20 protein-coding genes, 3 tRNA genes, 1 other RNA gene and 1 pseudogene are annotated in these 25,938 nt (G+C 53.4%); 14 read left to right on the top strand and 11 right to left on the bottom strand.

Annotated features, from left to right (window positions below):
• The first annotated feature begins 38 nt into the window (after positions 1-38).
• Entirely contained in the window at positions 39-1,067 is a 1,029-nt protein-coding gene (gene purR / locus Q3H59_RS11245; protein WP_309834854.1) for an HTH-type transcriptional repressor PurR, read from the top strand.
• Here purR and punR read toward each other — a convergent pair.
• The gene (gene punR / locus Q3H59_RS11250; RefSeq protein ID WP_101764625.1) at positions 1,064-1,975 is read right to left on the bottom strand and encodes a DNA-binding transcriptional activator PunR; all 912 of its coding nucleotides are present in this window, start codon (positions 1,973-1,975) and stop codon (positions 1,064-1,066) included. The genes purR and punR overlap by 4 nt on opposite strands.
• Positions 1,976-2,085: 110 nt before the next feature.
• Between punR and punC the strand changes: the two genes are divergently transcribed.
• A complete protein-coding gene (gene punC / locus Q3H59_RS11255; protein ID WP_280172747.1) occupies positions 2,086-3,288 on the top strand; it encodes a purine nucleoside transporter PunC in 1,203 nt (400 codons plus the stop codon).
• A gap of 302 nt (positions 3,289-3,590) precedes the next feature.
• The gene (cfa, locus tag Q3H59_RS11260; RefSeq protein WP_280172746.1) at positions 3,591-4,739 is read left to right on the top strand and encodes a cyclopropane fatty acyl phospholipid synthase; all 1,149 of its coding nucleotides are present in this window, start codon (positions 3,591-3,593) and stop codon (positions 4,737-4,739) included.
• A 51-nt stretch (positions 4,740-4,790) separates the two neighbouring features.
• On the opposite strand, the gene Q3H59_RS11265 is transcribed toward cfa, so the two are convergent.
• The gene (locus Q3H59_RS11265) at positions 4,791-5,435 is read right to left on the bottom strand and encodes a riboflavin synthase subunit alpha (protein ID WP_110866030.1); all 645 of its coding nucleotides are present in this window, start codon (positions 5,433-5,435) and stop codon (positions 4,791-4,793) included.
• Positions 5,436-5,632: 197 nt separating this feature from the next.
• Here Q3H59_RS11265 and Q3H59_RS11270 point away from each other — a divergent pair, with 197 nt between their 5' ends.
• The 6 genes from Q3H59_RS11270 to Q3H59_RS11295 all read left to right on the top strand — a co-directional run bounded on the left by Q3H59_RS11270 (position 5,633) and on the right by Q3H59_RS11295 (position 9,689).
• A complete protein-coding gene (locus Q3H59_RS11270) occupies positions 5,633-7,006 on the top strand; it encodes an MATE family efflux transporter (RefSeq protein WP_309834858.1) in 1,374 nt (457 codons plus the stop codon).
• 134 nt (positions 7,007-7,140) lie between these two features.
• Positions 7,141-7,217: transfer RNA gene (locus tag Q3H59_RS11275), tRNA-Val, on the top strand.
• 3 nt (positions 7,218-7,220) lie between these two features.
• Positions 7,221-7,297: transfer RNA gene (locus tag Q3H59_RS11280), tRNA-Val, on the top strand.
• Positions 7,298-7,317: 20 nt separating this feature from the next.
• Positions 7,318-7,394, top strand: a tRNA-Val gene (locus tag Q3H59_RS11285).
• A gap of 342 nt (positions 7,395-7,736) precedes the next feature.
• The gene (gene pykF / locus Q3H59_RS11290) at positions 7,737-9,149 is read left to right on the top strand and encodes a pyruvate kinase PykF (protein ID WP_110866028.1); all 1,413 of its coding nucleotides are present in this window, start codon (positions 7,737-7,739) and stop codon (positions 9,147-9,149) included.
• Positions 9,150-9,452: 303 nt separating this feature from the next.
• Positions 9,453-9,689: a major outer membrane lipoprotein gene (locus tag Q3H59_RS11295; RefSeq protein WP_007892735.1), complete on the top strand. Its 237-nt coding sequence runs from the start codon at positions 9,453-9,455 to the stop codon at positions 9,687-9,689.
• Between the two features lie 75 nt (positions 9,690-9,764).
• Here Q3H59_RS11295 and Q3H59_RS11300 read toward each other — a convergent pair whose 3' ends face one another.
• The 7 genes and pseudogenes from Q3H59_RS11300 to sufA form a co-directional block, all read right to left on the bottom strand.
• Positions 9,765-10,751, bottom strand: a complete 987-nt coding sequence (locus Q3H59_RS11300; protein WP_309834864.1) for a L,D-transpeptidase family protein — start codon at positions 10,749-10,751, stop codon at positions 9,765-9,767.
• A gap of 61 nt (positions 10,752-10,812) precedes the next feature.
• Positions 10,813-11,229, bottom strand: a complete 417-nt coding sequence (gene sufE, locus Q3H59_RS11305) for a cysteine desulfuration protein SufE (protein ID WP_101764556.1) — start codon at positions 11,227-11,229, stop codon at positions 10,813-10,815.
• A gap of 20 nt (positions 11,230-11,249) precedes the next feature.
• Entirely contained in the window at positions 11,250-12,473 is a 1,224-nt protein-coding gene (gene sufS / locus Q3H59_RS11310) for a cysteine desulfurase SufS (RefSeq protein WP_277974792.1), read from the bottom strand.
• Positions 12,470-13,747 carry a Fe-S cluster assembly protein SufD gene (gene sufD, locus Q3H59_RS11315; RefSeq protein WP_110866026.1) on the bottom strand — a complete coding sequence of 426 codons (1,278 nt, stop codon included), beginning with the start codon at positions 13,745-13,747 and terminating at the stop codon, positions 12,470-12,472. Before sufD ends, sufS begins: the two co-directional genes overlap by 4 nt.
• Positions 13,722-14,468, bottom strand: coding sequence for a Fe-S cluster assembly ATPase SufC (gene sufC / locus Q3H59_RS11320; protein WP_008102973.1), 747 nt, complete (start codon positions 14,466-14,468; stop codon positions 13,722-13,724). Before sufC ends, sufD begins: the two co-directional genes overlap by 26 nt.
• 34 nt (positions 14,469-14,502) lie before the next feature.
• Positions 14,503-15,997, bottom strand: a pseudogene (gene sufB / locus Q3H59_RS11325) (Fe-S cluster assembly protein SufB).
• Between the two features lie 7 nt (positions 15,998-16,004).
• A complete protein-coding gene (gene sufA / locus Q3H59_RS11330) occupies positions 16,005-16,379 on the bottom strand; it encodes a Fe-S cluster assembly scaffold SufA (RefSeq protein ID WP_007892717.1) in 375 nt (124 codons plus the stop codon).
• Positions 16,380-16,768: 389 nt separating this feature from the next.
• On the opposite strand from sufA, the gene Q3H59_RS11335 reads away from it, so the two are divergent.
• Positions 16,769-17,173 (top strand): hypothetical protein, encoded by a 405-nt coding sequence (locus Q3H59_RS11335; RefSeq protein WP_309834870.1) that lies wholly within the window; start codon positions 16,769-16,771, stop codon positions 17,171-17,173.
• A 30-nt stretch (positions 17,174-17,203) separates the two neighbouring features.
• On the opposite strand, the gene Q3H59_RS11340 is transcribed toward Q3H59_RS11335, so the two are convergent.
• Entirely contained in the window at positions 17,204-20,257 is a 3,054-nt protein-coding gene (locus Q3H59_RS11340; RefSeq protein WP_309834872.1) for an FAD-binding and (Fe-S)-binding domain-containing protein, read from the bottom strand.
• Between Q3H59_RS11340 and Q3H59_RS11345 the strand changes: the two genes are divergently transcribed.
• The 3 genes from Q3H59_RS11345 to rprA all read left to right on the top strand — a co-directional run bounded on the left by Q3H59_RS11345 (position 20,206) and on the right by rprA (position 22,026).
• Positions 20,206-20,385, top strand: a complete 180-nt coding sequence (locus Q3H59_RS11345) for a hypothetical protein (RefSeq protein ID WP_271460182.1) — start codon at positions 20,206-20,208, stop codon at positions 20,383-20,385. The genes Q3H59_RS11340 and Q3H59_RS11345 overlap by 52 nt on opposite strands.
• 77 nt (positions 20,386-20,462) lie before the next feature.
• Positions 20,463-21,575, top strand: coding sequence for an AI-2E family transporter YdiK (ydiK, locus tag Q3H59_RS11350; protein ID WP_101764562.1), 1,113 nt, complete (start codon positions 20,463-20,465; stop codon positions 21,573-21,575).
• A 343-nt stretch (positions 21,576-21,918) separates the two neighbouring features.
• Positions 21,919-22,026, top strand: an RNA gene (rprA, locus tag Q3H59_RS11355) — antisense sRNA RprA.
• 99 nt (positions 22,027-22,125) lie between these two features.
• On the opposite strand, the gene ppsA is transcribed toward rprA, so the two are convergent.
• Positions 22,126-24,513: a phosphoenolpyruvate synthase gene (gene ppsA, locus Q3H59_RS11360; protein ID WP_309834875.1), complete on the bottom strand. Its 2,388-nt coding sequence runs from the start codon at positions 24,511-24,513 to the stop codon at positions 22,126-22,128.
• Between the two features lie 449 nt (positions 24,514-24,962).
• Here ppsA and Q3H59_RS11365 point away from each other — a divergent pair, with 449 nt between their 5' ends.
• Positions 24,963-25,790, top strand: a complete 828-nt coding sequence (locus tag Q3H59_RS11365) for a pyruvate, water dikinase regulatory protein (protein ID WP_110866022.1) — start codon at positions 24,963-24,965, stop codon at positions 25,788-25,790.
• Positions 25,791-25,938: the final 148 nt, after the last annotated feature.

The following is a 25,938-nucleotide window of genomic DNA, read 5'->3' on the forward strand; positions in this document are numbered from 1 at the left end:
TATCAGTAAGTTGCGATAAGCCCAGGAGCACCATTTTCATGGCAACAATTAAAGATGTCGCAAAACGCGCGGGGGTCTCAACCACCACGGTTTCGCATGTCATCAACAAAACGCGTTTCGTTGCGGAAGAGACGCGTAACGCCGTATGGGAAGCGATCAAAGAATTACACTACTCGCCGAGTGCCGTGGCGCGTAGTCTTAAAGTCAATCACACCAAAACTTTGGGTCTGCTGGCGACCTCCAGCGAAGCGCCCTACTTCGCTGAAATTATCGAAGCGGTGGAGAACCGCTGCTTCGAACGCGGCTATACGCTGATTCTCGGCAATGCGCACAACGATTTGCAAAAGCAGCGCGCTTACCTGTCGATGATGGCGCAAAAGCGCGTCGATGGTCTGCTGGTGATGTGTTCGGAATATCCAGACGATTTGCTGCAGATGCTGGAAGAGAACCGCAATATCCCCATGGTGGTAATGGATTGGGGCGCGTCACGCGGTGATTTCACCGATACCGTGCAGGACAATGCATTTCAGGGCGGCTATCTCGCCGGGCGTTATCTGATTGAACGTGGCCATCGCGATATCGGTGCCATTCCTGGCCAAATGGAGCGCAACACCGGCGGTGGACGTCATGCTGGCTTCCTGCAGGCAATGAACGAAGCGGGCATTACAGTGCGTCCGGAGTGGGTGGTTCAGGGCGACTTTGAGCCTGAATCGGGCTATCAGGCGATGCAACAGATCTTAAATCAGAAACAGCGTCCAACCGCGGTGTTCTGCGGTGGCGATATCATGGCGATGATGGGCGCGATTTGCGCTGCTGATGAGATGGGTTTGCGCGTACCGCAGGATATCTCGGTGATTGGCTACGATAACGTGCGCAACGCGCGCTATTTCACACCAGCGCTCACCACCGTGCACCAGCCGAAAGCTGAACTAGGCGAAAAAGCGCTGGAGATGCTGCTGGATCGCATCACCAGCAAGCGCGAAGATCCGCAAACTATCGAAGTCCAGCCAACGCTGATTGAACGCCGTTCGGTGGCGTACGGTCCGTTCCGCGACTACCGCCGCTAAGCCGACACTTCGCTGAGCCATTCGTGGTTCAGCGTTTCCGCATCCCCGAGATAAGCCAGTAACCACGCCAGCGCCGGTGACGCGCGCTGTTCTGACCAGCTGACGCAGCACGGACTGTCCGGAAACGCCTGCGGTAGCGCCAGCTCGACCAGTTTTTGGCTGTCCAGCAGTGGACGCGCCAAATGGCCAGGCACCATGCCGACGCACAATCCTGCCAGCAAACAATCCATCCCGGTTTCCCACTCTGGCACCACCAACCGCCGCTGATTATCCAGCGTCCATGTCATACGGCGCGGTAACGCACGCGAGGTATCCTCCAGCACCAGCGATGGCCACGCCCGCAAGGTTTCATCATCCAGCTCCTTGCTGTTAACCAGCGGATGATCAGGGCTCACCACACAACGCCAGTTCAGCGCGCCCATATCCTGAAAGGCAAAACGTCCGCCCACCGGAATGGCCTGGGTTGCGCCAATCGCCACATCCACCCGACCATCAGCCAACGCATCCCACACGCCGTTGAACACTTCGTAGCTGATAATCAGCTCCATATCGGGAAAATGGCGATAGAAGTCCTTCACTAACTGTCGCGTGCGCTGCGGTTTTACAATGCAGTCAACCGCGATGCTCAACTCGCCGCGCCAGCCATTTGCCAGTTGCTGACACTGTCGGCGAGTGGCCAGCATTTTTTTGATAACAGATCGGCCTTCCCGCACAAAATGCTCGCCCGCCGCTGTCATCACCACTTCCCGATGCTGGCGCTCAAACAGCGGCACCGCCAGCCAGGTTTCCAGCTGGCGCACAGTATAACTGACGGCAGAGGGCACGCGATGCAGTTCCTGCGCTGCCGCGCTAAAACTTCCGGTGCGCGCTACTGCATCCACCACTTCAAGCGCATATTCTGACCACATAAATTTGCCTTCAAAAATTTTAACAGCACCATGCAAATATTAGCGTTTCACAAAGCGCGCCGCATCCTTTTACACTCCCCGGCGTTCACCCTGCCCAAAAGAGAATCAACATGTTGTCGTCTAAAGCATTTATGCCTTATCTCGCCGTGCTCAGCATGCTCGGCTTTCTTGCCACGGATATGTATTTGCCCGCCTTTGGCGATATGCAGCGTGATTTTGCTAGCGCACCCGGCACCATCAGCGCCAGCCTGAGTCTGTTTCTCGGCGGTTTTGCCTGTGCCCAGGTATTTTGGGGACCGCTATCAGATCGTTATGGACGTAAGCCGATTTTGCTGGCGGGCCTTGCCATCTTCGCCCTCGGTTGTCTGGGAATGCTGTGGGTGACCGATGTCCGCCTGATGCTGGCGCTGCGTTTTATGCAGGCGATTGGCGTGTGTGCGGCTGCCGTAAGCTGGCAGGCGCTGGTGGTGGATCACTACCCAAAAGCGAAAGCCAATAAAGTGTTTGCAACGATTATGCCGCTGGTTGCGCTGTCTCCGGCGCTGGCACCGCTGCTCGGCGCCTGGCTGATCGGCCACTTCCACTGGCGCAGCATCTTTATCACGCTGACGCTGGTTGCCGTGGTGTTGCTGATCGGTACGCTGCAGTTAACCTCGCCTAAGCGCGAGAAAGTTGCCTCAGGCAAACAACCCGGCTGGTTGACTTTGCTGGGTACCCGCGTCTACAGCGGTAACGTCTTAATCTATTCGGCATGTTCGGCGAGCTTTTTCGCGTGGCTGACGGGCTCACCTTTCATTCTCGCCGCAGCTGGCCTGACGCCGGGCGATATTGGCCTGAGCTATATTCCGCAGACCATTGCGTTTCTGATTGGCGGCTTTGGCTGCCGCGCGCTGTTAAATCGTTATCAGGGCGCGCAACTGCTGCCGTGGTTGCTGGTGCTGTATAGTCTGAGCATCCTAAGTCTGTTTGTCATCGCCCTGATGCCTTCAGCGCCGCTGTTTGTGCTGCTGATGCCCTTCTGCGGCATGGCGCTGGCTAATGGCGCGATCTATCCGATTGTGGTGGCCAGCGCATTAGCGCCCTTCCCGCACGCCACCGGTAAAGCGGCAGGATTACAGAATTTATTCCAGTTAGGATTGTGCTTTGTCGCCAGCCTGCTGGTCTCCGCCGGCCTTGAGCAGGCGCTGTTCAACACCACATTAGTGATGGTGGCCACCGTGGTACTGGCGTGGGCGGGCTTTGTCTGCCAGCGATCGGCAAACGCACAAAGTGATATTGCCCACACTTCCCGTCCCTGCGAAGATAATCTCTAAGCCAACGCTTTTCGTTAGCAAACTAACGATAACCCGTTGAATATTGACCCACGTGAGCATATACTCAGTGGGTCAGTAATTCTGTATTAAATCAATAATATAAATGTAATACCTTTAGCGACTCTGTCGCGGGATGGCGTCTGCACGATACTCCAGTGCGGCGTCCAACTTTTCTATTCAAATTCATGCCTCTGTAAAACGTCGGATTTCTGGCGCACGGATTTTCCGTGAGTTCTCTCACAGGTCTTGGGAAATTGGCTATCCTTTTTCTCAGGTTCAGATCGGAAGGTGATGGAGAAGCTATGAGTTCATCTGTTATAGAAGAAGTGAGCCTTGAAGAAAACCACTGGTTTCGGATCGTCAATGAACTGCTAGAGCGTGCTGATATTGCAGTTAATGGCACTCGTCCCTGGGATATTCAGGTAAAGCATCCAGATTTTTTTAAACGCGTGCTCGAGGAAGGATCGCTCGGATTAGGTGAAAGTTACATGGATGGTTGGTGGGAGTGCGAACAGCTTGATATGTTCTTCCATCGCGTTTTAAAACACCATCTGGATAAACAATTACCGCGGCATTTTAAAGATACGTTGCGCATCGCCGCCGCGCGTCTTACTAATTTGCAATCGAAAAAACGCGCCTGGATTGTGGGTAAAGAGCATTACGACCTGGGTAATGATCTATTCTCACTGATGCTTGACCCCTATATGCAATATTCCTGCGGCTACTGGAAAGATGCTGATACGTTGGAAAACGCGCAGCAGGCCAAACTGGATATGATTTGCCGCAAGTTACAACTTGAACCGGGCATGACGCTGTTGGATATCGGTTGTGGCTGGGGCGGACTGGCGGAATATGCCGCACGCCATTATGGCGTCACGGTGCATGGCGTCACTATTTCTGCAGAGCAACAAAAACTGGCACAACAACGCTGTGAAGGACTGGATGTCACTATTTTACTGCAGGACTATCGCGACCTGAATAATAAATATGATCGCATTGTTTCTGTCGGAATGTTTGAACATGTCGGGCCGAAAAACTATGCCACTTATTTTGATGTTGCTGACCGCAATCTCAAACCAGACGGCATATTTTTACTGCACACCATTGGTGCCCTCACAACGGATATGAATGTCGATCCGTGGATTGATAAATATATCTTCCCGAACGGTTGTCTGCCGTCGGTCCGTCAAATCGCTGATGCCAGTGAGCCACATTTCGTCATGGAAGATTGGCACAATTTTGGCGCAGATTACGATACGACGTTAATGGCATGGTATGAACGTTTTCAGGCGGCGTGGCCGCAGCTAGCTGAGAAATATGGCGAACGTTTTAAACGAATGTTCGACTATTATCTCAACGCCTGCGCCGGTGCGTTTCGTGCCCGTGATATTCAGCTGTGGCAGGTGGTATTCAGTCGTGGTAAGGATGGCGGATTACGCGTAGCACGTTAATGAGCTTGCAGAAATAAATCAAGGCGCCACAGGGCGCCTTTTTTAGCGCCATTATTCTGCGCTGGCAATCTGCGCCAGTGCAGCGGCTTCACGCTGTGCTAATACGCGCTCAACGGTTTCCACAATGGCCTGCGTATGAGGATCAATCTCAATATTGACCTTCTGACCAAACTTCTTCGCGCCTAACGTGGTGCGCTCGAGGGTTTCCGGAATCAGATGCACACAGAATTTGCTTTTGGTTACGTCGCCAACGGTCAAACTAATTCCGTCGATACCCACAAAACCTTTATGCAGAATATATTTGATCTGCGTGGCGTCCTGTAATTTAAACCAGATTTCGCGGTTGTTTTCTGACTGGATGATTTTGCAGATTTCCGCCGTGGTCATAATATGGCCAGACATTAAATGGCCGCCAATTTCATCACTGAACTTCGCTGCACGCTCAATATTCACCACATCCCCGACCTGTAATTCACCCAGGTTGGTAATGCGCAATGTTTCTTTAATCAGATCGAAGCTAACCCGATCGCCATTAATCTCAGTCACAGTCAGGCAGCAGCCGTTGTGGGCTACCGATGCCCCCAGCGCCAGTCCCGGTAACAGCTCATCCGGTAAGCGCACAATATGGGTACGAAACAGATCTTTCTCTTCAATGCCGACAATTTCTGCCGTGCCTTGCACAATTCCAGTAAACATAATCTTAGCCTCTGCAAAGTTTGCGTCAGTTTATCACAGCTTGTCGGCGGCGGCTTAATTTGGCGGAGTTCAAACTTTACACAAATTGCTAAACAAAATGCGATCAACGTTTGGCGGAAGCCAGCGCTGCCGCTACACTGTGCGCGCATTCTTTGGGGATTTCGCCCCGCTCTCTTCATTAATTAAGCAGGTGTAACGTGCAGAAGTATTTTACCGAAGCGCGTCAATTGCTGGCCCTCGCGATCCCGGTCATCCTTGCTCAGGTGGCCCAGACTGCGATGGGATTTGTAGATACTGTTATGGCCGGTGCGGTAAGCGCCACGGATATGGCCGCCGTCGCTGTCGGCACCTCTATCTGGCTTCCCGCCATTCTGTTTGGTCATGGTCTTCTACTGGCTTTGACGCCTACCGTTGCGCAACTCAACGGTTCAGGACGACGCGAACGTATCGCGGAACAAGTACGCCAGGGATACTGGATGGCAATCGGTGTTGCACTCCTGATTATGGTGGTGCTGTGGAACGCCGGTTATCTGATTAACACCATGCATGATATCGATCCTGAATTGGCCGCCAAAGCTGAAGGATACCTGCATGCGTTGCTGTGGGGCGCACCGGGTTACCTGCTGTTCCAGGTGATGCGCAACCAATGCGAAGGTTTGTCGAAAACCAAACCGGCGATGCTGCTCGGCTTCCTCGGCCTGATGGTGAATATTTCGCTCAACTATGTGTTCATTTACGGCCATTTTGGTATGCCGGCCTTAGGCGGCGTCGGCTGCGGCGTGGCGACGGCATCGGTCTATTGGGTGATGTTCCTGGTGATGCGCTTCTGGGTGAAACGCATGGCAAGCATGCGCGACATCCGTATGAAAACGCGCTGGTCTGCACCGTCACGTACGATTTTGTCACGCCTGTTCACGCTGGGTTTGCCGGTGGCATTGGCGCTGTTCTTTGAGGTGACGCTGTTTGCCGTGGTGGCGCTGTTGGTATCACCGCTCGGTATCGTGAAAGTGGCCGGACACCAGATTGCACTCAACTTCAGTTCGCTGATGTTCGTGTTGCCGCTGTCGCTCGGCGTCGCCACTACCATTCGCGTTGGCTATCGGCTGGGACAAGGTTCGGCCGAACAGGCGCGCGTTGCTGCGTGGACCGGGCAAGGCGTCGGCATCAGCATGGCGGCCATCACCGCACTGTTTACCGTGATTTTCCGTCACGATATCGCCGGCCTGTACACGGCAAATCCAGAAGTCATTACCCTTGCGGCACAGCTGATGTTGCTGGCGGCGATTTATCAGTTCTCAGATTCGATTCAGGTGATTGGCAGCGGTATCTTGCGCGGTTATAAAGACACGCGCTCGATCTTCTTCATCACCTTTATCGCCTACTGGGTGCTGGGTTTGCCGGTGGGTTATGTACTGGCGATGACGGATTGGGTCTTGCCGAAGTTGGGTCCCGCCGGCTTCTGGTGTGGCTTTATTATCGGCCTGACCTCCGCAGCAGTGATGATGATTTGGCGCATCCGTCGTTTGCAGCGCCTGCCTGCGCAGGTCATCCTGGCGCGCGCCGCGCGCTAAGTGGCTGGTAACGGCGAAAAAAACGACGCATAGCACAGTTGCTGGTCAGTCGTAGGGGAAAAACACTTTTTCCCCTTGCCAGCATCACGGCCTGCCGTTAATATTCGTCCCCGCTGTCGCCCTGACAGCGTGTTGCGCTCTTAGCTCAGTTGGTTAGAGCACCACCTTGACATGGTGGGGGTCGATGGTTCGAGTCCATTAGAGCGCACCAAGTGCGTCCGTAGCTCAGTTGGTTAGAGCACCACCTTGACATGGTGGGGGTCGGTGGTTCGAGTCCACTCGGACGCACCAATTTTGTGAATTTCCTGAATGCGCTCTTAGCTCAGTTGGTTAGAGCACCACCTTGACATGGTGGGGGTCGATGGTTCGAGTCCATTAGAGCGCACCACTCTGGTTTTATCTCCTTGCGCAACACCTTTTTCTTGATCTGCATCGTCTATATCGCGCCGCTTTTATATTGGTTTTCGCATACTTAGCGACTATACTATGCCGCGTTGTTCCACCTGAAAGGTTTCAGCGCTAACGTGCCTATGCAAACAACTCCAATGATTTGCGCAACACTGATCACTCAGTTCCCTCGCGTACTGCATAACTTCTCTGCACGCTTTGCTTTCGTCTCCTATTCTTATTTCTGTGAAATCCGATCCAACACCATAAATATTCTCACTTCGGTGCCGTGCGCATCGAATCCCGACCTTTATCATCCATCACAACTTATAGAAAACCTGACATGAAAAAGACCAAAATCGTTTGTACTATCGGTCCAAAAACCGAATCCGAAGAAATGCTGACCCAACTGCTGGAAGCGGGCATGAACGTGATGCGCCTTAACTTCTCGCACGGGGATTACGCTGAACATGGCCAACGCATCACCAACATGCGTGCCGTTATGGAAAAAACCGGTCGTCAGGCCGCTATTCTGCTGGACACCAAAGGTCCGGAAATTCGTACCATGAAACTGGAAGGCGGCAACGATGTGTCGTTGAAAGCCGGCCAGACCTTCACCTTCACCACCGATCAGTCAGTCATTGGTAACAGCGAACGTGTTGCCGTGACCTACGCCGGCTTCACTGAAGACCTGAAAATTGGTAACACCGTTCTGGTCGACGATGGTTTGATCGGTATGCAGGTCACAGAAGTGACTGAGAATTCAGTAATCTGTAATGTCCTGAACAATGGCGATCTGGGTGAGAACAAGGGTGTTAACCTGCCAGGTGTCTCCATTCAGCTGCCTGCACTGGCGGAAAAAGATAAGCGCGACCTGATCTTTGGTTGCGAGCAGAACGTTGATTTCGTCGCCGCTTCGTTTATTCGTAAGCGTTCTGACGTGCTGGAAATCCGTGAGCACCTGAAAGCGCATGGCGGCGAGCATATCCAGATCATCTCGAAAATCGAGAACCAGGAAGGCCTGAACAACTTCGACGAGATCCTCGAAGCCTCAGACGGCATCATGGTTGCTCGTGGCGACCTCGGCGTTGAGATCCCGGTTGAGGAAGTGATCTTCGCGCAGAAGATGATGATTAAGAAATGTAATAAAGCACGCAAAGTGGTCATCACCGCGACGCAGATGCTGGATTCCATGATCAAGAACCCACGCCCTACCCGTGCGGAAGCCGGCGACGTGGCGAACGCCATCCTCGACGGTACCGATGCGGTCATGCTGTCTGGTGAGAGTGCTAAAGGTCGTTATCCACTGGAGTCGGTCACCATCATGGCGACCATCTGTGAGCGTACCGATCGCGTGATGAAATCGCGCATTGACTCGCTGCAGGACTCACGCAAGCTGCGCATCACCGAAGCGGTATGCCGCGGTGCCGTTGAGACTGCAGAGAAGCTGGAAGCACCACTGATTGTTGTAGCCACCGAAGGTGGTAAATCTGCTAAAGCTATCCGTAAGTATTTCCCGGATGCCACCATTCTGGCGCTCACCACCAACGAAACCACCGCTCGTCAGCTGATTCTGAGCAAAGGTATCGAAACTCATCTGGTGAGAGAAATTGCCTCAACTGATGATTTCTACCGCATTGGTAAGGAAATGGCGCTGGAAAGCGGATATGCGCAGAAAGGCGATGTGGTGGTAATGGTTTCAGGTGCATTAGTACCAAGCGGAACGACAAATACCGCGTCTGTACATGTAATCTGATTAGCAACTGAATTTTTATTTAAAAGCGCCTTTAAAGGCGCTTTTTTTATTGCAGAGGTAATACAAAAGCCAGAAATTTCCAATCGAAATTAACTATTCAAAATCTCGTATGATTAAGGTTAGTCCGATTAAATCTCTCTGTTTTAGCTAATTATTTTCATCATCTTCTGTTAAATGCTGTTTCTTTGAGCGAACGATCAAATTTAAGCATGTTCTCATCAAAAATTTATTCTCAACTCAAAAAGCTTTGTGTAATACTTGTAACGCTACATGGAGATTAACTCAATCTAGAGGGTATAAAGAATGAATCGCACTAAACTGGTACTGGGCGCTGTAATCCTGGCTTCAACTATGCTGGCTGGTTGCTCAAGCAACGCTAAAATCGACCAACTGTCTTCAGACGTTCAGACTCTGAACGCTAAAGTTGATCAGCTGAGCAACGACGTGAACGCAATCCGTTCTGACGTTCAGGCTGCTAAAGATGACGCAGCTCGTGCTAACCAGCGTCTGGACAACCAGGCTCACTCTTACCGTAAGTAAGAGTTCTGGTTTGAAAAATGGTGCCCATGTGGCACCATTTTTTTTGTCCTGATTCTGCGATTCTCTGGTCCGAATTCAGGGCTGCGCCACGGCCTCACCACGCTGCTCCATTGGTACTGCGCTTTCATCTGTAACCGGCTCACCGCTGCTCACTAATACCGGCATCCCGGAACGTCGGGCTATCGCTTCCTTGATCAACGCCGCATCACTCTTCTCGCTCTTCGAGAAGGCTTTCAGCTGCGCTGACTGCGCAATCGGCATGGTTTGCGGATCGTCCTTATCATTACGTGATAACGGCTGATGCACTTCAACGTAGCGCTTACCGTCGGGTTCAATCGCATATTTGATGGGCTGATTGATCACCTGCACCCGCGTCCCTTTCGGCACGCTGTTGAACAGCGCTTCAATATCATCCGGTCGCAAGCGAATGCAGCCGGAACTCACGCGCATGCCAATACCAAAGTCAGCATTGGTGCCGTGAATCAAATACTGACCGGTCCCACGCGCCAGACGCATCGCAAACAGCCCCATTGGGTTATCAGGCCCGGCTGGCACCACGCCCGGCAAAGTAATGCCCTCTTTGGCGTAGCGCTTGCGGATATTGGTGGTTGGCGTCCAGGTAGGATTCGGGATTTTCTGGCTGATGCTGGTGACCATGGTTGGCGTCATGGCGCCTAATTGACCGATCCCGATCGGATAGACGACCACACGATCTTCACCTTTCGGATAATAGTAAAGTCGCAGTTCCGCGAGGTTAATCACGATACCTTCCCGTGGTGCATCGGGTAGCAGCATCTGCAGTGGCACAGTTAATTGTGTGCCAGCCTTGGGTAGCCAGGGATCAACGCCTGGATTAGCTTCAAGCATGCCGAGCATGCCTATCTTATAACGTGCGGCAATGCTCTCCAGCGGCCGCTTGTCATCCGGCACGGTGGTCAGGGTGTTTTCGCCAATCAAACGGCTGTTATCGGCTGGTAGGGGATATTCCGTAGCAAATGCAGGTGCAGAGAGTCCGCAACAGGACAACAGCAATGCACCGGCTAAACGTAAGGCTGGTTTCATGCAATTTTCTCTTTGTCGGATAGAACAGACCCCGGTCAAGCCGGGGTCTGGAGAGTGTAACTTAGCTGAGGGTCTGAGCGTTATGCCGGATCGCGCGGATCATCGCTTCCAGTCCCTGCGAACGCGAGGGAGTGAGATGTGAGGTCAGCGCCAATTCGCCGAACCAGTGGCGCACATCGAGATCGAGAATCTCTGACGCCTTAAGCCCTTGATACAGGCTAAATACCACTGCAATCAACCCTTTAACGATGGCGGCATCGCTGTCGCCTTCGAGGGCGATGGTGCCATCGGCCTGCGGGGTCATGCGTATCCACACCTGGCTCTGACAACCTGAAATCACGTGTTCCGGCTGCTGTAAGCTTTCGGAGGATTCTGGTAATTTCCCACCGAGTTCAATGATGTAGAGGTACTTCTCTTCCCAGTTTGCGCAACGATTGAAGTTACGCACTAATCTCTCTTTATCTGGCAAATTCGCCATGAATCACTCCTGAAGTCTGCTCAACCGCCCAGCAGACGATGAATACGGGTCAAACCTGCGGCCAGACGATCGGCTTCTTCTTCGGTGTTGTACAGCGCGAAGGAGGCACGACACATTGCCGGCACCGCATAATGACGCATCAGCGGCATCGCACAGTGATGGCCGGTGCGGATCGCAATACCGTATTGATCAAGGAAACTGCCGACATCAAAGGCGTGATGGTTGCCGAGGTTGAAGGCCACCACGCCGCTGCGACTTTCCGGACCGTAAATCACTAGATCCGGCACCGAAGCCAGTTTGTCCAGCGCATAACGCATCAGCATCGATTCGCGCTGATGAATCACGTCCAGGCCCAGTTCGCTGATCCACGTTAACGCCGCACCCAAACCAATGATGCCGCCGGTATTCGGCGTGCCCGCTTCGAAACGCCATGGTGTAGTGTTAAAGGTGGTGCCGGTTGGCAGCACAACCTCCGAAATCATCGAACCGCCGCCTTCCCAGGGTGGCATGATCTCCTGCAACGCTTTACGCGCATACAACACACCAATGCCGGTCGGACCATAAATTTTATGGCCGGAGAAAGCGTAGAAGTCGCAGTCGATATCCTGCACATCCACCGTGTGATGCATCACCGCCTGCGCGCCATCCACCAACGTAATCACACCAGCGGCTTTCGCTTGTGCCACGATAGTTTTTACGGGATTGACGGTGCCGAGCACGTTAGAAACGTGGGTGACCGCCAGCAAACGGGTGCGGCTATCAATCAAGCCGCTCAGCTGTTCCAGCGCCAGCTCGCCCTGCGCATTCAGCGGCAAAACGCGAATTTCTGCGCCGGTACGCTGCGCCACTATTTGCCACGGCACGATGTTAGCGTGATGCTCCATCTCGGTGACGATGATGTTGTCGCCCGGCTGCAACTGACTGCCGCCCCAACTGTTCGCCACCAGATTGATGGCTTCCGTGGTGCCTTTGACGAAAATAATCTCTTCTGGCGAAGCGGCGTTAAGAAAACGCGCTGCCTGATGACGTACGTTCTCCATGTCGGTGGTCGCCTGCGCGCTCAACGAATGGATACCACGGTGCACGGCCGCATAGCCGTGCTGGTAGAAATAACTTTCCGCATTGATGACCGCGAGCGGGCGCTGTGCGCTGGCCGCGCTATCAAGGTAGGCCAGCGGATGTCCGTTGACCTCACGTTTCAGAATCGGAAATTCCGCTCTGATGCGTTCGAGATCGAAACTCATGACTCAACTCCCGGGATGCGCGCGGCAATGCGCTGCAGCACCACCTGACGCAATACCGGATTTTCCAGCGTTTCGGTGAGTTCAGCGGCAAAGGCATGGATGATCATACGCTGTGCGGCAGTCTCATCGATGCCGCGCGAGCGCAGGTAGAACATCTGCTCTTCATCAATACGACCAATGGTCGCACCGTGGCTGCACTTTACGTCATCCGCATAGATTTCCAGCTGCGGCTTGGTGTCCACTTCAGCCAGACGGCCCAGCAACAGGTTGTTGTTAGTCATCTGTCCATCGGTTTTCAGCGCGTGCTGCGCCACTTTGATCATGCCGTTGAACACCGCACGACCTTTATCGCGCGCGATGACTTTGTGCATCTGACGGCTGGTGCAGTAGCCTTTGTTGTGTTCCAGATAGCTGCGGGTATCGCACACTTCCTGGTTCACCGGCAACGACAAGCTGTTGATCGCCAGATTGGTATTTTCGCCATTCAGCTGCGCGCTGGTGTTGTGACGCGATAAGCCCGCACCCAGCAGGAAGCTGGTAGTGGCCACATTCGCATCACGGCCCATCACCACATCATTGTGCGCGAAGTGGTAAGCCTTCTCGCTCTCAAATGACAGTTTAATGTGCTGCAGTTTGGCATTGTCGGCCACATCGAATGTGAAACGCGCGCCGGTAAAGTGCGCCACGTCATTCAGCGTGACGTAGTGCTCAATCACTTCCGCTTCTGCGCTGGCTTCCAGCTGCAGATGGTGGCGATGGTGCACGGTGTTAGTGCCCGCATCCTGACCGCTGGTGATGTGCAACAGATAAAGCGGTTTAGCCGCTGATTTACCACGCGCCAGACGAATTGTCGTGGCTTCTTCTGCCAGACTTTCAGTCAGATGCAGGAACACTTCCGGCTGAATCGGTGCCGGTAGCGGACGACGCTCAGAAGCCTGCGCATGCTGAATTTCAAACAGGCCGGTATCACGGCTGCTCAATTCAGCCTGAAAACGACCGTCAACAAACACCAAACGCACCGCATCAACCGGCAGCGCCAGCGCTTCAACTTGTTCCGCGCTCACTTCCTGCGGCTGCGGCAGCACAAACTGCTGCGCCAACAGGCCATCAAGCGGCGTGTATTTCCAGTTTTCATGCTTACGCGTCGGCAGGCCGACACGCATCAGTTGCTGCCAGTGCTGCTGCGCCTGCAAAGAACGTACGTCACCGCGCGATTCAAACAGATGATGCCACTGCTGCAGGGCGTTATCACTCTTGGTCGGTAAGCCAGCCATAGCCTTGCTCCTCCAACTGTTTCACCAGCGAGAAGTCGCCAGATTTAACGATCTTGCCCTGATACAGCACATGTACGTGGTCTGGCTTGATGTAATCCAGAATACGCTGGTAGTGCGTCACGATGATGAATGAACGCTTACCGTCGCGCAGGCTGTTTACGCCTTCTGCCACGATTTTCAGCGCATCGATATCCAGACCGGAGTCGGTTTCATCAAGGATGCACAGCTCAGGTTCCAGTGCCGCCATCTGCAGGATGTCGTTACGCTTCTTCTCACCACCAGAGAAGCCCACGTTCACTGAACGGGTCAGCAAATCTTCTGGCATCTTCAGCAGCTGGATTTTATCTTCGATGAAATCCTGGAAGTCGAAACGGTCCAGCGGCTCCTGCTCACGGTATTTACGTACCGCGTTGACCGAGGTCTGCAGGAAAAACTGGTTGCTGACGCCCGGAATTTCTACCGGATACTGGAACGCCATGAAGATGCCTTCACCGGCACGCTCTTCTGGCTCAAGCTCCAGCAGGTCTTTGCCCTTGAAGGTGACAGAACCGCCAGTGACTTCGTAATCTTCACGGCCAGCCAGCGTTGCAGACAGGGTACTTTTACCTGAACCGTTCGGTCCCATGATGGCGTGGACTTCGCCCGGTTTCACTTCAAGGTTCAGACCGCGCAAAATCTCTTTGTCTTCAACGCTAACCTGCAAATCTTTAATGCTTAACATACTCTTTCCTTCACATTGCTTCCGGCAACGGGCATCAGCCCACACTGTGCTCAAGGCTGATAGCTAACAATTTTTGCGCTTCCACGGCGAATTCCAGTGGCAGCTCGGAGAAAACGTCTTTGCAGAAGCCGTTGACGATCATTGAGATCGCATCTTCTTCGCTGATGCCACGCTGCAGGCAGTAGAACATCTGATCTTCACCGATGCGCGAGGTGGTGGCTTCGTGCTCCAGATGGGCGGTGTTGTTGCGCGTTTCCACATACGGGAAGGTGTGCGCACCGCACTCGGCACCAATCAGCATCGAGTCACACTGGGTGAAGTTACGCGCGTTGGTCGCGGTTGGCATAATTTTCACCAGGCCACGATAGGTGTTCTGACTCTTACCGGCAGAGATACCTTTGGAGATGATGGTCGACTTGGTGTTTTTACCAATGTGAATCATCTTGGTACCGGTATCCGCCTGCTGGCGGCCTGCGGTCAGTGCGACCGAGTAGAACTCACCGATCGAGTAATCACCGCGCAGAATGCAGCTTGGATATTTCCAGGTGATCGCCGAACCGGTCTCAGACTGCGTCCAGGACATCTTGCTGTGATCGCCTTCGCACAGGGCACGTTTGGTCACGAAGTTGAGGATACCGCCCTCGCCTTCGCCGCCTGGGAACCAGTTCTGTACAGTGGAATATTTCACTTCAGCGTTTTTATGGATGATCACTTCTACCACTGCGGCGTGCAGCTGATAGGTGTCACGCACAGGCGCAGAGCAACCTTCGATGTAGCTGACGTAGCTGTCTTCATCGGCGATCAAAATGGTGCGCTCGAACTGACGCGGTTTTTGCCGCGTTGATGCGGAAATAGGTCGACAGCTCCATCGGGCAACGTACGCCTTTCGGGATATAAACGAAGGTACCGTCAGAGGCCACAGCGGAGTTCAGCGCAGCGAAGAAGTTATCGTTTGGCGGCACGACGGTGCCGAGATACTTCTGCACCAGCTCAGGGTGATCGTGAATCGCTTCGCCGAACGAGCAGAAGATGATGCCCTGCTCCGCCAGCTTGCCGCGATAGGTGGTTGAAACGGAGACGGAGTCGAAAATCGCATCCACCGCCACTTCACGACCTTCACGCACCGGAACGCCTAACTGGTTGAACGCGTCTTCCACTTCCTTCGTCAGGTAGTCGCTGGACGCGACGCTGCCGGAGGTTTGCGTGGCACCGGGTTCAGAAGCACAGCTGTCATCGCAGTTGCCGCAGGACGGCGCGGAATAATAGCTGTAATCCTGATAATCCAGTTTCTCGTAGTGCGCTTTCAGCCAGTGCGGCTCTTCCATTTGCTCCCAGGCGCGGAACGCCTTGAGACGGAATTCAAGCATCCATTCAGGTTCGTTACGTTTAGCCGAAATGGCGCGCACCACATCTTCATTGATGCCGTGGGCAAATTCTTCAGTTTGTAACTGGGTAAAGAAGCCCTCTTTATAGTTGAGCTTACCTTCCCACATTTGTACATCGTCAGATGCTTCGCTGTGTCGTGACATATTTCACTTACTCGACGCCAAAGCTTTCACCGCACCCGCAGGCGTGTTGAGCTTTAGGGTTGTTGAATTTAAAAATCTGGTTAAGACCTTCGCGGACATAATCCAGCTCGGTACCGTCAACAAACGGCATCGCCTGAAGTGGCACAAACAGTTTTGCGCCGAATTGCTCAAACTGCAGGTCGTCATCGGCAGGATCTTTCACCAGGTCCATAACGTACCCAAAACCGGCACAGCCGGACGTTTTCACACCCAGTTTCAAGCCCTTGACTTCAGGGTCTTGTTCTACCAGGTTAAGAATCTGTTTCGCTGCCGATTCGGTCAGCGTGAGCCCTTTCCAGACGAAATCTTCGGGTGAAAAAGAGTCGGCATTTACTGATGACATTGTGCTACCTCGTATGTCTGGGCCTTTTCAGGCTATCCCTCTATGGTAGTGATATCAGATATCACTTCAACCTCTTGTTTTGCAGGGATAATCATCTCGTGCTATTTTTTACTGCTGCTTTATTAAGCATAGTCGCTTCAAAGCAGATTGACGGCAGCATTCCCGTGCGCGCCTGACCAACGTAACCCGTTAAATTGTCGTAAAATTTCCAAAATCAATTTTACGTTTCCATCCTGATTGATAGGTTACGCCTTTCCACTATGTAAAGAAATTGTTATTACCGATTTTAGTAACAGGCAGAGGAAATCAATAAAATTTCACAGCGGGAATTGCATTCCTGACGCGGTTTAATATGATAATGATTATCATTAACCAAAAAAGGTGGCGATATGACGCTTACCGTCTCAGCCTGGTTACAACATAAAATCGACGAATATAAGTTTTCGGTGCGTGATATCACCGTTGACTTCTACATGGCTCAGGCAAAGCTCAACCGCACTGATTGCACGCTCGACCAACTGCGTCGCTTTAACGACACCTGTCTTGATATGGCAGAAATCTGCGAACTCAACGGCGACGATCACAGCTTTCTGCATGCCATGGGCAAGCTCCATCACCGCCTAGTGCAGGAGATGGGCAATGCCGATCGTGACCGTTTGTTCCGGATTCAGGCCTATCAACTGGCGCGCCTGTCATTAACACGCTTGTGTCATCAACTGGCGATCAGCGGCGAGTGGGATCAAGCCACCCGCCTGCAGAGTGATTTTGTTCGCCACGCAGGCTGGATATTCTAATCCAGCTTTGTGACGTCTCCTACAATTTGTTTACATCATTTCCAGTAATGCTTGCAGTGGATGACGCATGCCATTGCCTTCTGCGCGTTTTACCTGACTACGACACGAAAAACCGGTTGCCAGACAGCGCTGACGCGGCAGCTTTTGCAATTGCGGATGCCAGGACAGCTCATAAATCCCCAGCGAATTTTCCAGGTTTACGCTTTCGTGGCCGTAGGTTCCCGCCATTCCGCAGCAGCCCACATTGACGTTTTCCAGCTTCGCACCAAAGCGCGCAAAAATGCTCTGCCACTGATTCGGCGTGGACGGTAGCGCGGTCACTTCGGTGCAGTGCGCAAACAGATACCAGGCTTCGCCGCTGGCGGTTTGCTCCGCACGTGCCGACAAGGCGGTTTGCAGCCACTCATGCACCAGCTGCACGTTAAACTCGCCGCGCTGCTCGCCCAGCACCTGATGGTACTCATCGCGGTAACAGAGCACGGTCGCCGGATCGACACCGACCATCGGCATGCTCAGTTTTGCCACGCGATTGAGAAAATCAGCGGTTTTGCTGGCGGTGCGCGCAAAGCGCTGCAGGAAGCCTTTCACATGCTGCGCCTTGCCATTCGGTGAGAACGGCAGCAGCACCGGACGATAACCGAGTTTCTCAATCAGCTTGACGAAATCGGTGACCAGCTGTGCCTCGTAATAGCTGGTAAAGGGATCTTGTACCACCAGCACGCAGTTTTCGCGTTGCGCCGCATCCAGCGCTTCTAACTGCTCCAGCGTCAGGTTCATCGCCGGATGGCCGCCTAACTGCTGCTTGAGGCTCGGCGATGACAGCAGCGGCAAATCCACCATGCCGATATGCTTTTTGCTCAGCTCGCGCATCCACGGCTGCTTGAGGAAAAAGTTGAACACCTTAGGCGCTTTGGCCATCAGCGGCGCGTAACTCTCCACGGTGGCTACCAGATGATCGCTCATCGGGCGCAGATAGCGGGTGTGATACAGCTGCAGGAAGCGTGAACGGAAGTTCGGCACATCGATCTTGATTGGGCACTGCGTCGAGCAGGCTTTACACGCCAGGCAGCCCGACATCGCCTCTTTCACTTCGTGCGAGAAGTCATATTCGCCCTGATTTGCGTGCCAGGTATTACGCGTGCGCTGAATCAGCGTACGCAAGCTGGCGCCCTGTTTCGGCAGCGCCTGCTCAAGTTGGATAGGATCCACGCCCTGCTCGGAGAGCAAACGCAGCCATTCACGCGTGAGTGTGGCGCGCCCTTTCGGCGAGTGAATGCGGTTGCGGGTAATTTTCATCGACGGGCACATTGGGCTACGTGCATCGAAGTTGAAGCACAAACCGTTGCCATTACACTCCATCGCACCGCGCCACTCGTTGCGCACCGTAACCGGAATCTGCCGATCGTAGGTGCCGCGTTTCACCGCATCTACCTGCATCATCGGCTCATCACTGCCGAGCGGTGTACAGATTTTGCCGGGATTCATGCGGTTGTCAGGATCGAACGCGGCTTTGATGCGGCGCAGTTCATTGAATAACGTTTCGCCAAAGAATTCAGGGCTGTACTGCGCGCGGAAACCTTTGCCGTGCTCGCCCCACAATAAACCGCCGTAGCGCGCGGTCAGCGCCACCACTTCATCAGAGATCTGCTTCATCAGCAGCTCCTGCTGCGGATCGCACATATCCAGAGCCGGACGCACATGTAGCACGCCAGCATCCACATGCCCAAACATGCCGTAGCTCAGGCCGTGGCTGTCAAGCAGCGCGCGAAAATCGACGATGTAATCCGCCAGCTGTTCTGGTGGCACCGCGGTATCTTCCACAAACGGAATCGGCTTGGCGCGCCCTTTGGCGTTCCCCAACAGGCCAACCGCTTTTTTGCGCATATTATAGATGCGCTCAATGCCGCCTAAATCGTCACACAGTTGATAGCCGATGACGCCGCCCATCTGCTGCTGCATCAGCTCATCTAAGCGCTGACATAGCGTGCTGATCTGCTGCTCAATCAGTTCGTCATCATCACCGGCAAACTCCACGATGTTGAGCCCCAGCAACTGTTTATCTGGCACATGGGTAATTAATTCATTTACCGAATGCCAGACGATATCTTCTCGCGCCAGATTCAGGACTTTTGAGTCCACGGTTTCCACCGAAAGCGCTTTGGCTTCCACCATTAAAGGGGCGTTACGCAGGGCCGAGTCGAACGAATCGTATTTGATGTTGACCAGACGGCGCACTTTAGGGATAGGCGTGATGTCGAGGCGCGCTTCGGTAATAAAGGCCAATGTACCTTCCGCGCCGCACAGCAAACGCGTCAAATCAAACGTCTGCAAATCGTCGCTGAACACATGACGCAGATCGTAGCCGGTCAGGAAGCGATTGAGCTTGGGGAATTTCTCCAGAATCAGATCGCGCTGTTCGCGGCAGCGACTCAACACCTGCTGGTAAATGCGCCCTTCCGCGGTCGGCGTGCTGGCCAGCTGTTCCGCCAATTCAGTCGGCATGGCGCGCGTATCAAGGATGTCGCCACCCAGCAGCACCGCGCGCAGGCCTTCCACGTGATCGGAGGTTTTGCCATACACCAGCGAACCCTGGCCCGAAGCATCGGTGTTGATCATGCCGCCGAGCGTGGCGCGATTGCTGGTGGAGAGCTCCGGCGAGAAGAAGAAGCCATACGGCTTGAGCCACGCATTGAGTTGATCTTTCACCACGCCCGCTTCAACCCGCACCCAACCTTGCTCGGTGTTGATTTCCAGGATGCGGTTCATGTAGCGCGACATATCCACCACGATGCCCTGATTCAGCGACTGTCCGTTGGTGCCGGTGCCGCCACCGCGTGGCGTAAACACCAGGCTGGTAAAACGGGTTTCACCGGCAAGGCGCGCAATCAACGCCACATCCGCCGTCGAGCGCGGAAACAGCGCCGCATCAGGCAGCAGCTGATAAATACTGTTGTCGGTGGCAAGCGAGAGGCGATCGGCATAGCTGGTGGCGGTATCGCCGGTAAAGCCTTGCTCTTTCAAGGACTGCAGGAATGTCAGCACCAGTTGAACGAGGCCTGGTGCCTGAGAAATCTGTGGGATCATTATTGAGTGACCGAGATGTTGTAAACGTTTGCGTCGTGATTTTTTTCAGCCCTTGGTTTTATCATACTTTTCTGCTGGCTGCTGTTTTTTCAGGAAAGCGCGCCGCCGTCGCTGCTTTTCCTGTTTAATTTTCAGGAAATAGATCATCATTAATCAGGGCTGTTCAGCCCCACTCTGAAGGATTCAATCGAGGTTAACCGTTGTGATGAAAGACCTGCAACGCGGTATGGATTTACCGCAAATGCTGTTTTCACTGATGTTCATTCTAATCATGATCATCGCCAGTCTGTGGGTGGTGCAGCCCTTTATTCTAGGCTTCGCCTGGGCCAGCATGGTGGTGATCGCCACCTGGCCGTTGATGATTCGTCTACAGCACATGTTGTGGGGACGCCGCTCGCTGGCGGTGATCGCCATGACCATTTTGCTATTACTGCTGTTTATTATTCCTATCGCCCTGCTGGTCAGCAGCCTGATTGATAACAGTGCGCCGGTGATCGCCTGGGCAACGCAGCGCCATCTGGTAATGCCTGACTTCGATTGGTTGCGACAGATTCCCTACGTCGGCAGGAAACTCTACTCGAGCTACCACAAATTAGTGGATGGCGGCGGCGCGGCGATGCTGAATCAGGTGCAGCCTTATATTGGTCGCACCACCGGCTTCTTTGTGGCGCAGGCCGGCCACTTCGGCCGCTTTATGATGCACCTCATCGTGATGCTGTTGTTCAGCGTGCTGCTCTACTGGCGCGGCGAGCAGGTGGGCCACGGCATTCGTCATTTTGCCTATCGCATGAGTGGACGCCGTGGCGATGCCGCAGTGCTGCTGGCCGGTCAGGCGATTCGTGCTGTGGCGCTAGGCGTGGTGGTCACCGCGCTGGTTCAGGGCGTGCTCGGCGGTATTGGTTTAGCCATTTCCGGCATTCCTTACGCCACGCTGTTAACCGTGTTGATGATTCTGACCTGCCTGGTGCAGCTCGGGCCGCTGGTAGTGTTAGTGCCAGCGATTATCTGGCTGTACTGGAGCGGCGATACCACGTGGGGCACGGTGCTGCTGGTGTGGAGTTGCGTGGTCGGTACGCTGGACAGCGTGTTGCGTCCGGTGTTGATTCGCATGGGTGCCGATTTACCGATGATCCTGATTCTTTCCGGCGTTATTGGCGGATTGATTGCTTTCGGTATGATTGGGCTGTTTATCGGTCCGGTGGTCCTGGCGGTGTCTTATCGTCTGGTTTCAGTGTGGATGCATGAAGCGCCCGAACCGGATGACGATGTGCAGACCGCCATCGAAGCGTTGGCCGATCACGAAGAAGAACTACATTAAGCGTTCCCCGCCGGGTCGCCGTTCATGGCGACCTCATTCACATTAACGCCCACTTAGCGAAGATGCACGTTCTCTCAGTTTTACACTGGCCTTACTTTAACCGGCCTAATGCCCCAACATCGCCACCGCGCATTTCTTACTGATAATAATTTTTTTCCATAAGCGATTTTTAAGAAAAAACGCAGTTTTAGGCGCTTTAGGCGGAATTCTCTTACGGAATGATTATTTTTACAGCTGAATTGCCGCTTAGCAGGGAAGAAAAAGGCCACGAAAGGTTATCAGCTTTAAACTAATAAGAGGATTCTTAAAGACGCCAGCGAGCCTGATCAATAACATGTTTCCTATGTTTTGAATCAAGCTACTGATTTCTAAACAACCTTATTCCCCTGAGTAAAGTGAAGAATTGCTGTGTGTAGTCTTTGCCCATCCCCTGTGATGGGCTTTTTTTTGGCTTTTTTTCAGACAAAAAAACAAGGCCAGCAGCGCTGACCTTGATAATTACATTAATGACACGTCAAATTCTCATCTGATGCATCAAATTATCGCCCGGTTAATGTTTGGATGCGTTCAGCTCTGCCAAACTCAACCAGGTTTCAACCACGGTATCCGGATTAAGCGACAGGCTATCAATGCCCTGCTCCATTAACCATGCCGCAAAGTCCTGATGATCCGACGGTCCCTGACCACAAATACCGACGTATTTACCCTGTTTTTTCGCCGCTTTGATCGACATCGATAACAGCGCTTTCACGGCATCATTACGTTCATCAAACAGCGCGGACACCACGCCAGAGTCACGATCGAGGCCCAGCGCCAACTGCGTCATGTCGTTAGAGCCGATGGAGAAGCCATCGAAGTGCTCGAGGAACTGCTCAGCCAGCAAGGCGTTGGACGGGATCTCACACATCATGATCACTTTCAGGCCATTCTCGCCGCGCTTCAGACCGTTTTTCGCCAGCTCGGCGATCACCGCTTCGGCTTGATCGACGGTACGCACGAACGGAATCATGATTTCAACGTTGGTCAGCCCCATTTCGTTACGCACGCGCTTCACCGCTTCGCACTCCAGCTTGAAGCAGTCGCGGAAGTTGTCAGCAACGTAGCGACCGGCGCCACGGAAACCGAGCATCGGGTTCTCTTCTTCCGGCTCATAACGCTCGCCACCCACCAGGTTGGCGTATTCGTTGGTTTTGAAATCGGAAAGACGAACAATCACGCGCTTCGGCGCAAATGCGGCACCCAGCGTCGCAATCCCTTCGGTCAGACGGCCGATGTAGAACTCAATCGGGTCATCAAAGCCTTTCATCATCTGACGAATCTGCTGCTGCAATTCCGGCGTTTGATGATCAAACTCCAGCAACGCTTTGGGATGCACGCCAATCATACGGTTGATAATGAACTCCAGACGCGCCAGGCCAACACCTTCGTTCGGCAAGCAGGCGAAATCGAACGCACGATCCGGATTACCGATGTTCATCATGATCTTCAGCGGTAGTTCCGGCATGGTATCGACCTGCGAGCTGGTAACCTCGAAGTCCAGCAGTTCGTCATAGACATAACCGGTATCACCTTCGGCGCAAGAAACCGTGACTTTGTGGCCATCTTTCAGGTGATCGGTGGCATCGCCACAGCCCACCACCGCCGGAATGCCCAGCTCACGCGCGATGATCGCTGCATGGCAAGTACGACCGCCGCGATTGGTGACGATGGCTGAGGCTTTCTTCATGATCGGTTCCCAATCGGGATCGGTCATGTCGGTTACCAGCACGTCGCCTTTTTCAATGCGATGCATCTCGCTGATGTCGTGGATGACTTTGACTTCACCAGCACCGATGCGATGACCAATGGCGCGGCCTTCGACCACCACGTTGCCTTTGCCCTGCAGCGTATAACGTTCCATCACCTGACCGTTGGAGCGCACCGTTTCCGGACGCGCCTGCACGATGAACAGTTTGCCGGTGTGGCCATCTTTCGCCCATTCAATGTCCATTGGGCGTTTGTAGTGCTGCTCAATCAGCACCGCCTGACGCGCCAGCGCCTGCACTTCGTCATCGGTTAAGCTGAAGCGATCGCGCTGTTCCTGCTCGACATCTTCAATCCGCACCTGCTCGCCATGCTCCTGCGAATCCGCATACACCATGCGCAGCTTTTTTGAGCCCATGGTGCGGCGCACAATCGCCGGACGATTGGCGGCCAGCGTTGGTTTATGCACGTAGAACTCGTCGGGGTTCACCGCGCCCTGCACCACCATTTCGCCCAAACCAAAGGCGGAGGTGATAAACACCACTTGATCAAAGCCCGATTCGGTATCAATGGTGAACATTACGCCCGACGAGGCGAGGTCCGATCGCACCATGCGCTGAATACCGGCCGAGAGCGCCACGCCGCGATGGTCGTAGCCCTGATGCACACGGTAGGAGATGGCACGATCGTTAAATAAGGAGGCATAAACGTGCTTCACTGCGATGATGACCGCGTCATAACCCTGCACGTTAAGGAAAGTCTCCTGCTGGCCGGCAAACGAGGCGTCGGGCATATCCTCGGCGGTGGCTGACGAGCGCACCGCAAAGGAGGCGTCGGCATCATCAGCAGAGAGTTGTTCGTAGGCGCTACGAATTGCCGCTTCCAGTTCAGGCTGGAATGGCGTATCGATCACCCATTGACGAATCTGTTTACCCGCTTGCGCGAGCTCAGCAACATCATCAACATCCGTTTTATCCAGCAAATCATAGATCCGCTGGTTCAGTCCGCTTTGATCGAGGAACAGATTAAACGCGTAAGATGTGGTCGCATAACCGTTGGGTACGGAAACACCCAGCGACGACAAATTCGTAATCATTTCTCCAAGGGAAGCATTCTTGCCTCCCACCCGATCAACATCATGCATGCCAAGCTGGTTGTACCAGAGCACTAGCGACTGTTGGTCTTGATTGGACATTGAGATTATCCTTTTAAATGATGTGAATACACATGGAACATTTTGCTATTCGCCAAAACAGCCTGGCACAACCGATTAATAAAGACTAAGTGTTGAATCGTTAAAGCAGGAAAAGAAAGACAAAATCGGATTAGTACTTAGAATTAATTGTGTTGCGCAACCGCCCTATTTCACGCTAATGGATTGCTGTAGCGATATTTTTCCCCTTTTCAGAGGGTTAGCGATTGATTTTTGTTGCGCAACGCCCTCACACTTTATTTCATGCGCGAAAAGGAAAATGCGCGAAAATAATGCTTTTCAAAACAGCATTTCATCTAATATTGATTATTCACTGATTCATCTTTGTGAGCGCAATAGCGGACAATATGGATATTTCATTTTATTATTATTTAAAATGAAATGTTGTCATCGATAATTTGGGCATTGCTACGCAAGAGGATATTTGCACTATGAACACTGAACGCAGCGTATTCTACATCTCTGATGGCACCGCCATTACCGCCGAAGTGCTGGGCCATGCGGTGTTATCCCAGTTCCCGGTGATAACCCACAGCGTGACGCTGCCATTTGTCGAGAATGTGCAACGCGCTCAGGCGGTTAAAGCACAGATCAACGCGCTTTACCAGCAGAGCGGCGTGCGCCCGCTGGTGTTCTTCTCCATCGTCACACCCGACGTCCGTGAAATTATTCTCGAAAGCGAAGGCTTTTGTCAGGACATCGTGCAGGCGCTGGTCGCGCCGTTGCAGAGCGAACTCGGCGTGGCGTCAATGCCGGTGGCGCACCGCACGCACGGTTTGACCGCCAGCAACCTCGGCAAATATGACGCGCGCATTGCCGCCATCGATTACACCCTTGCGCATGATGACGGCATTTCCCTGCGCGGCCTCGAAGATGCGCAGGTGATTCTGCTCGGCGTGTCGCGCTGCGGGAAGACGCCCACCAGCTTGTATCTGGCAATGCAGTTTGGCGTGCGTGCCGCTAACTATCCGTTTATCGCCGATGATATGGATAACCTGAAACTGCCGCCGGCGCTGCGTGCACATCAGCATAAGTTGTTTGGTTTAACCATCGACCCGGAACGCCTGGCGGCGATTCGCCAGGAGCGCGCGGAAAATACCCGCTACGCTTCGTTGCGCCAGTGCCGTCTCGAAGTAGGCGAAGTGGAAGCGCTATTCCGTACCAACCAGATTCGTTATCTCAACAGCACCAACTATTCGGTGGAAGAGATCGCCACCAAAATCCTCGATATCATGGGTCTGAGCCGCAGCATGTATTAGGTTTCTCTGCCGGTCGCCATAAGTGGCGACCTCCCGCCACATACCTGGCCTGTATTGCAATCGTAAAGTCTGGCTTCCGTCTGGTTTTAAGACCTTTGTTTTTAGCAGGTTGAATTCGCAAGCTATTAGTTTATTGTGATCACCATCA

This window comes from Pantoea sp. SORGH_AS_0659 (assembly GCF_031453915.1).
Taxonomy (GTDB): Bacteria; Pseudomonadota; Gammaproteobacteria; order Enterobacterales; family Enterobacteriaceae; genus Pantoea; species Pantoea leporis.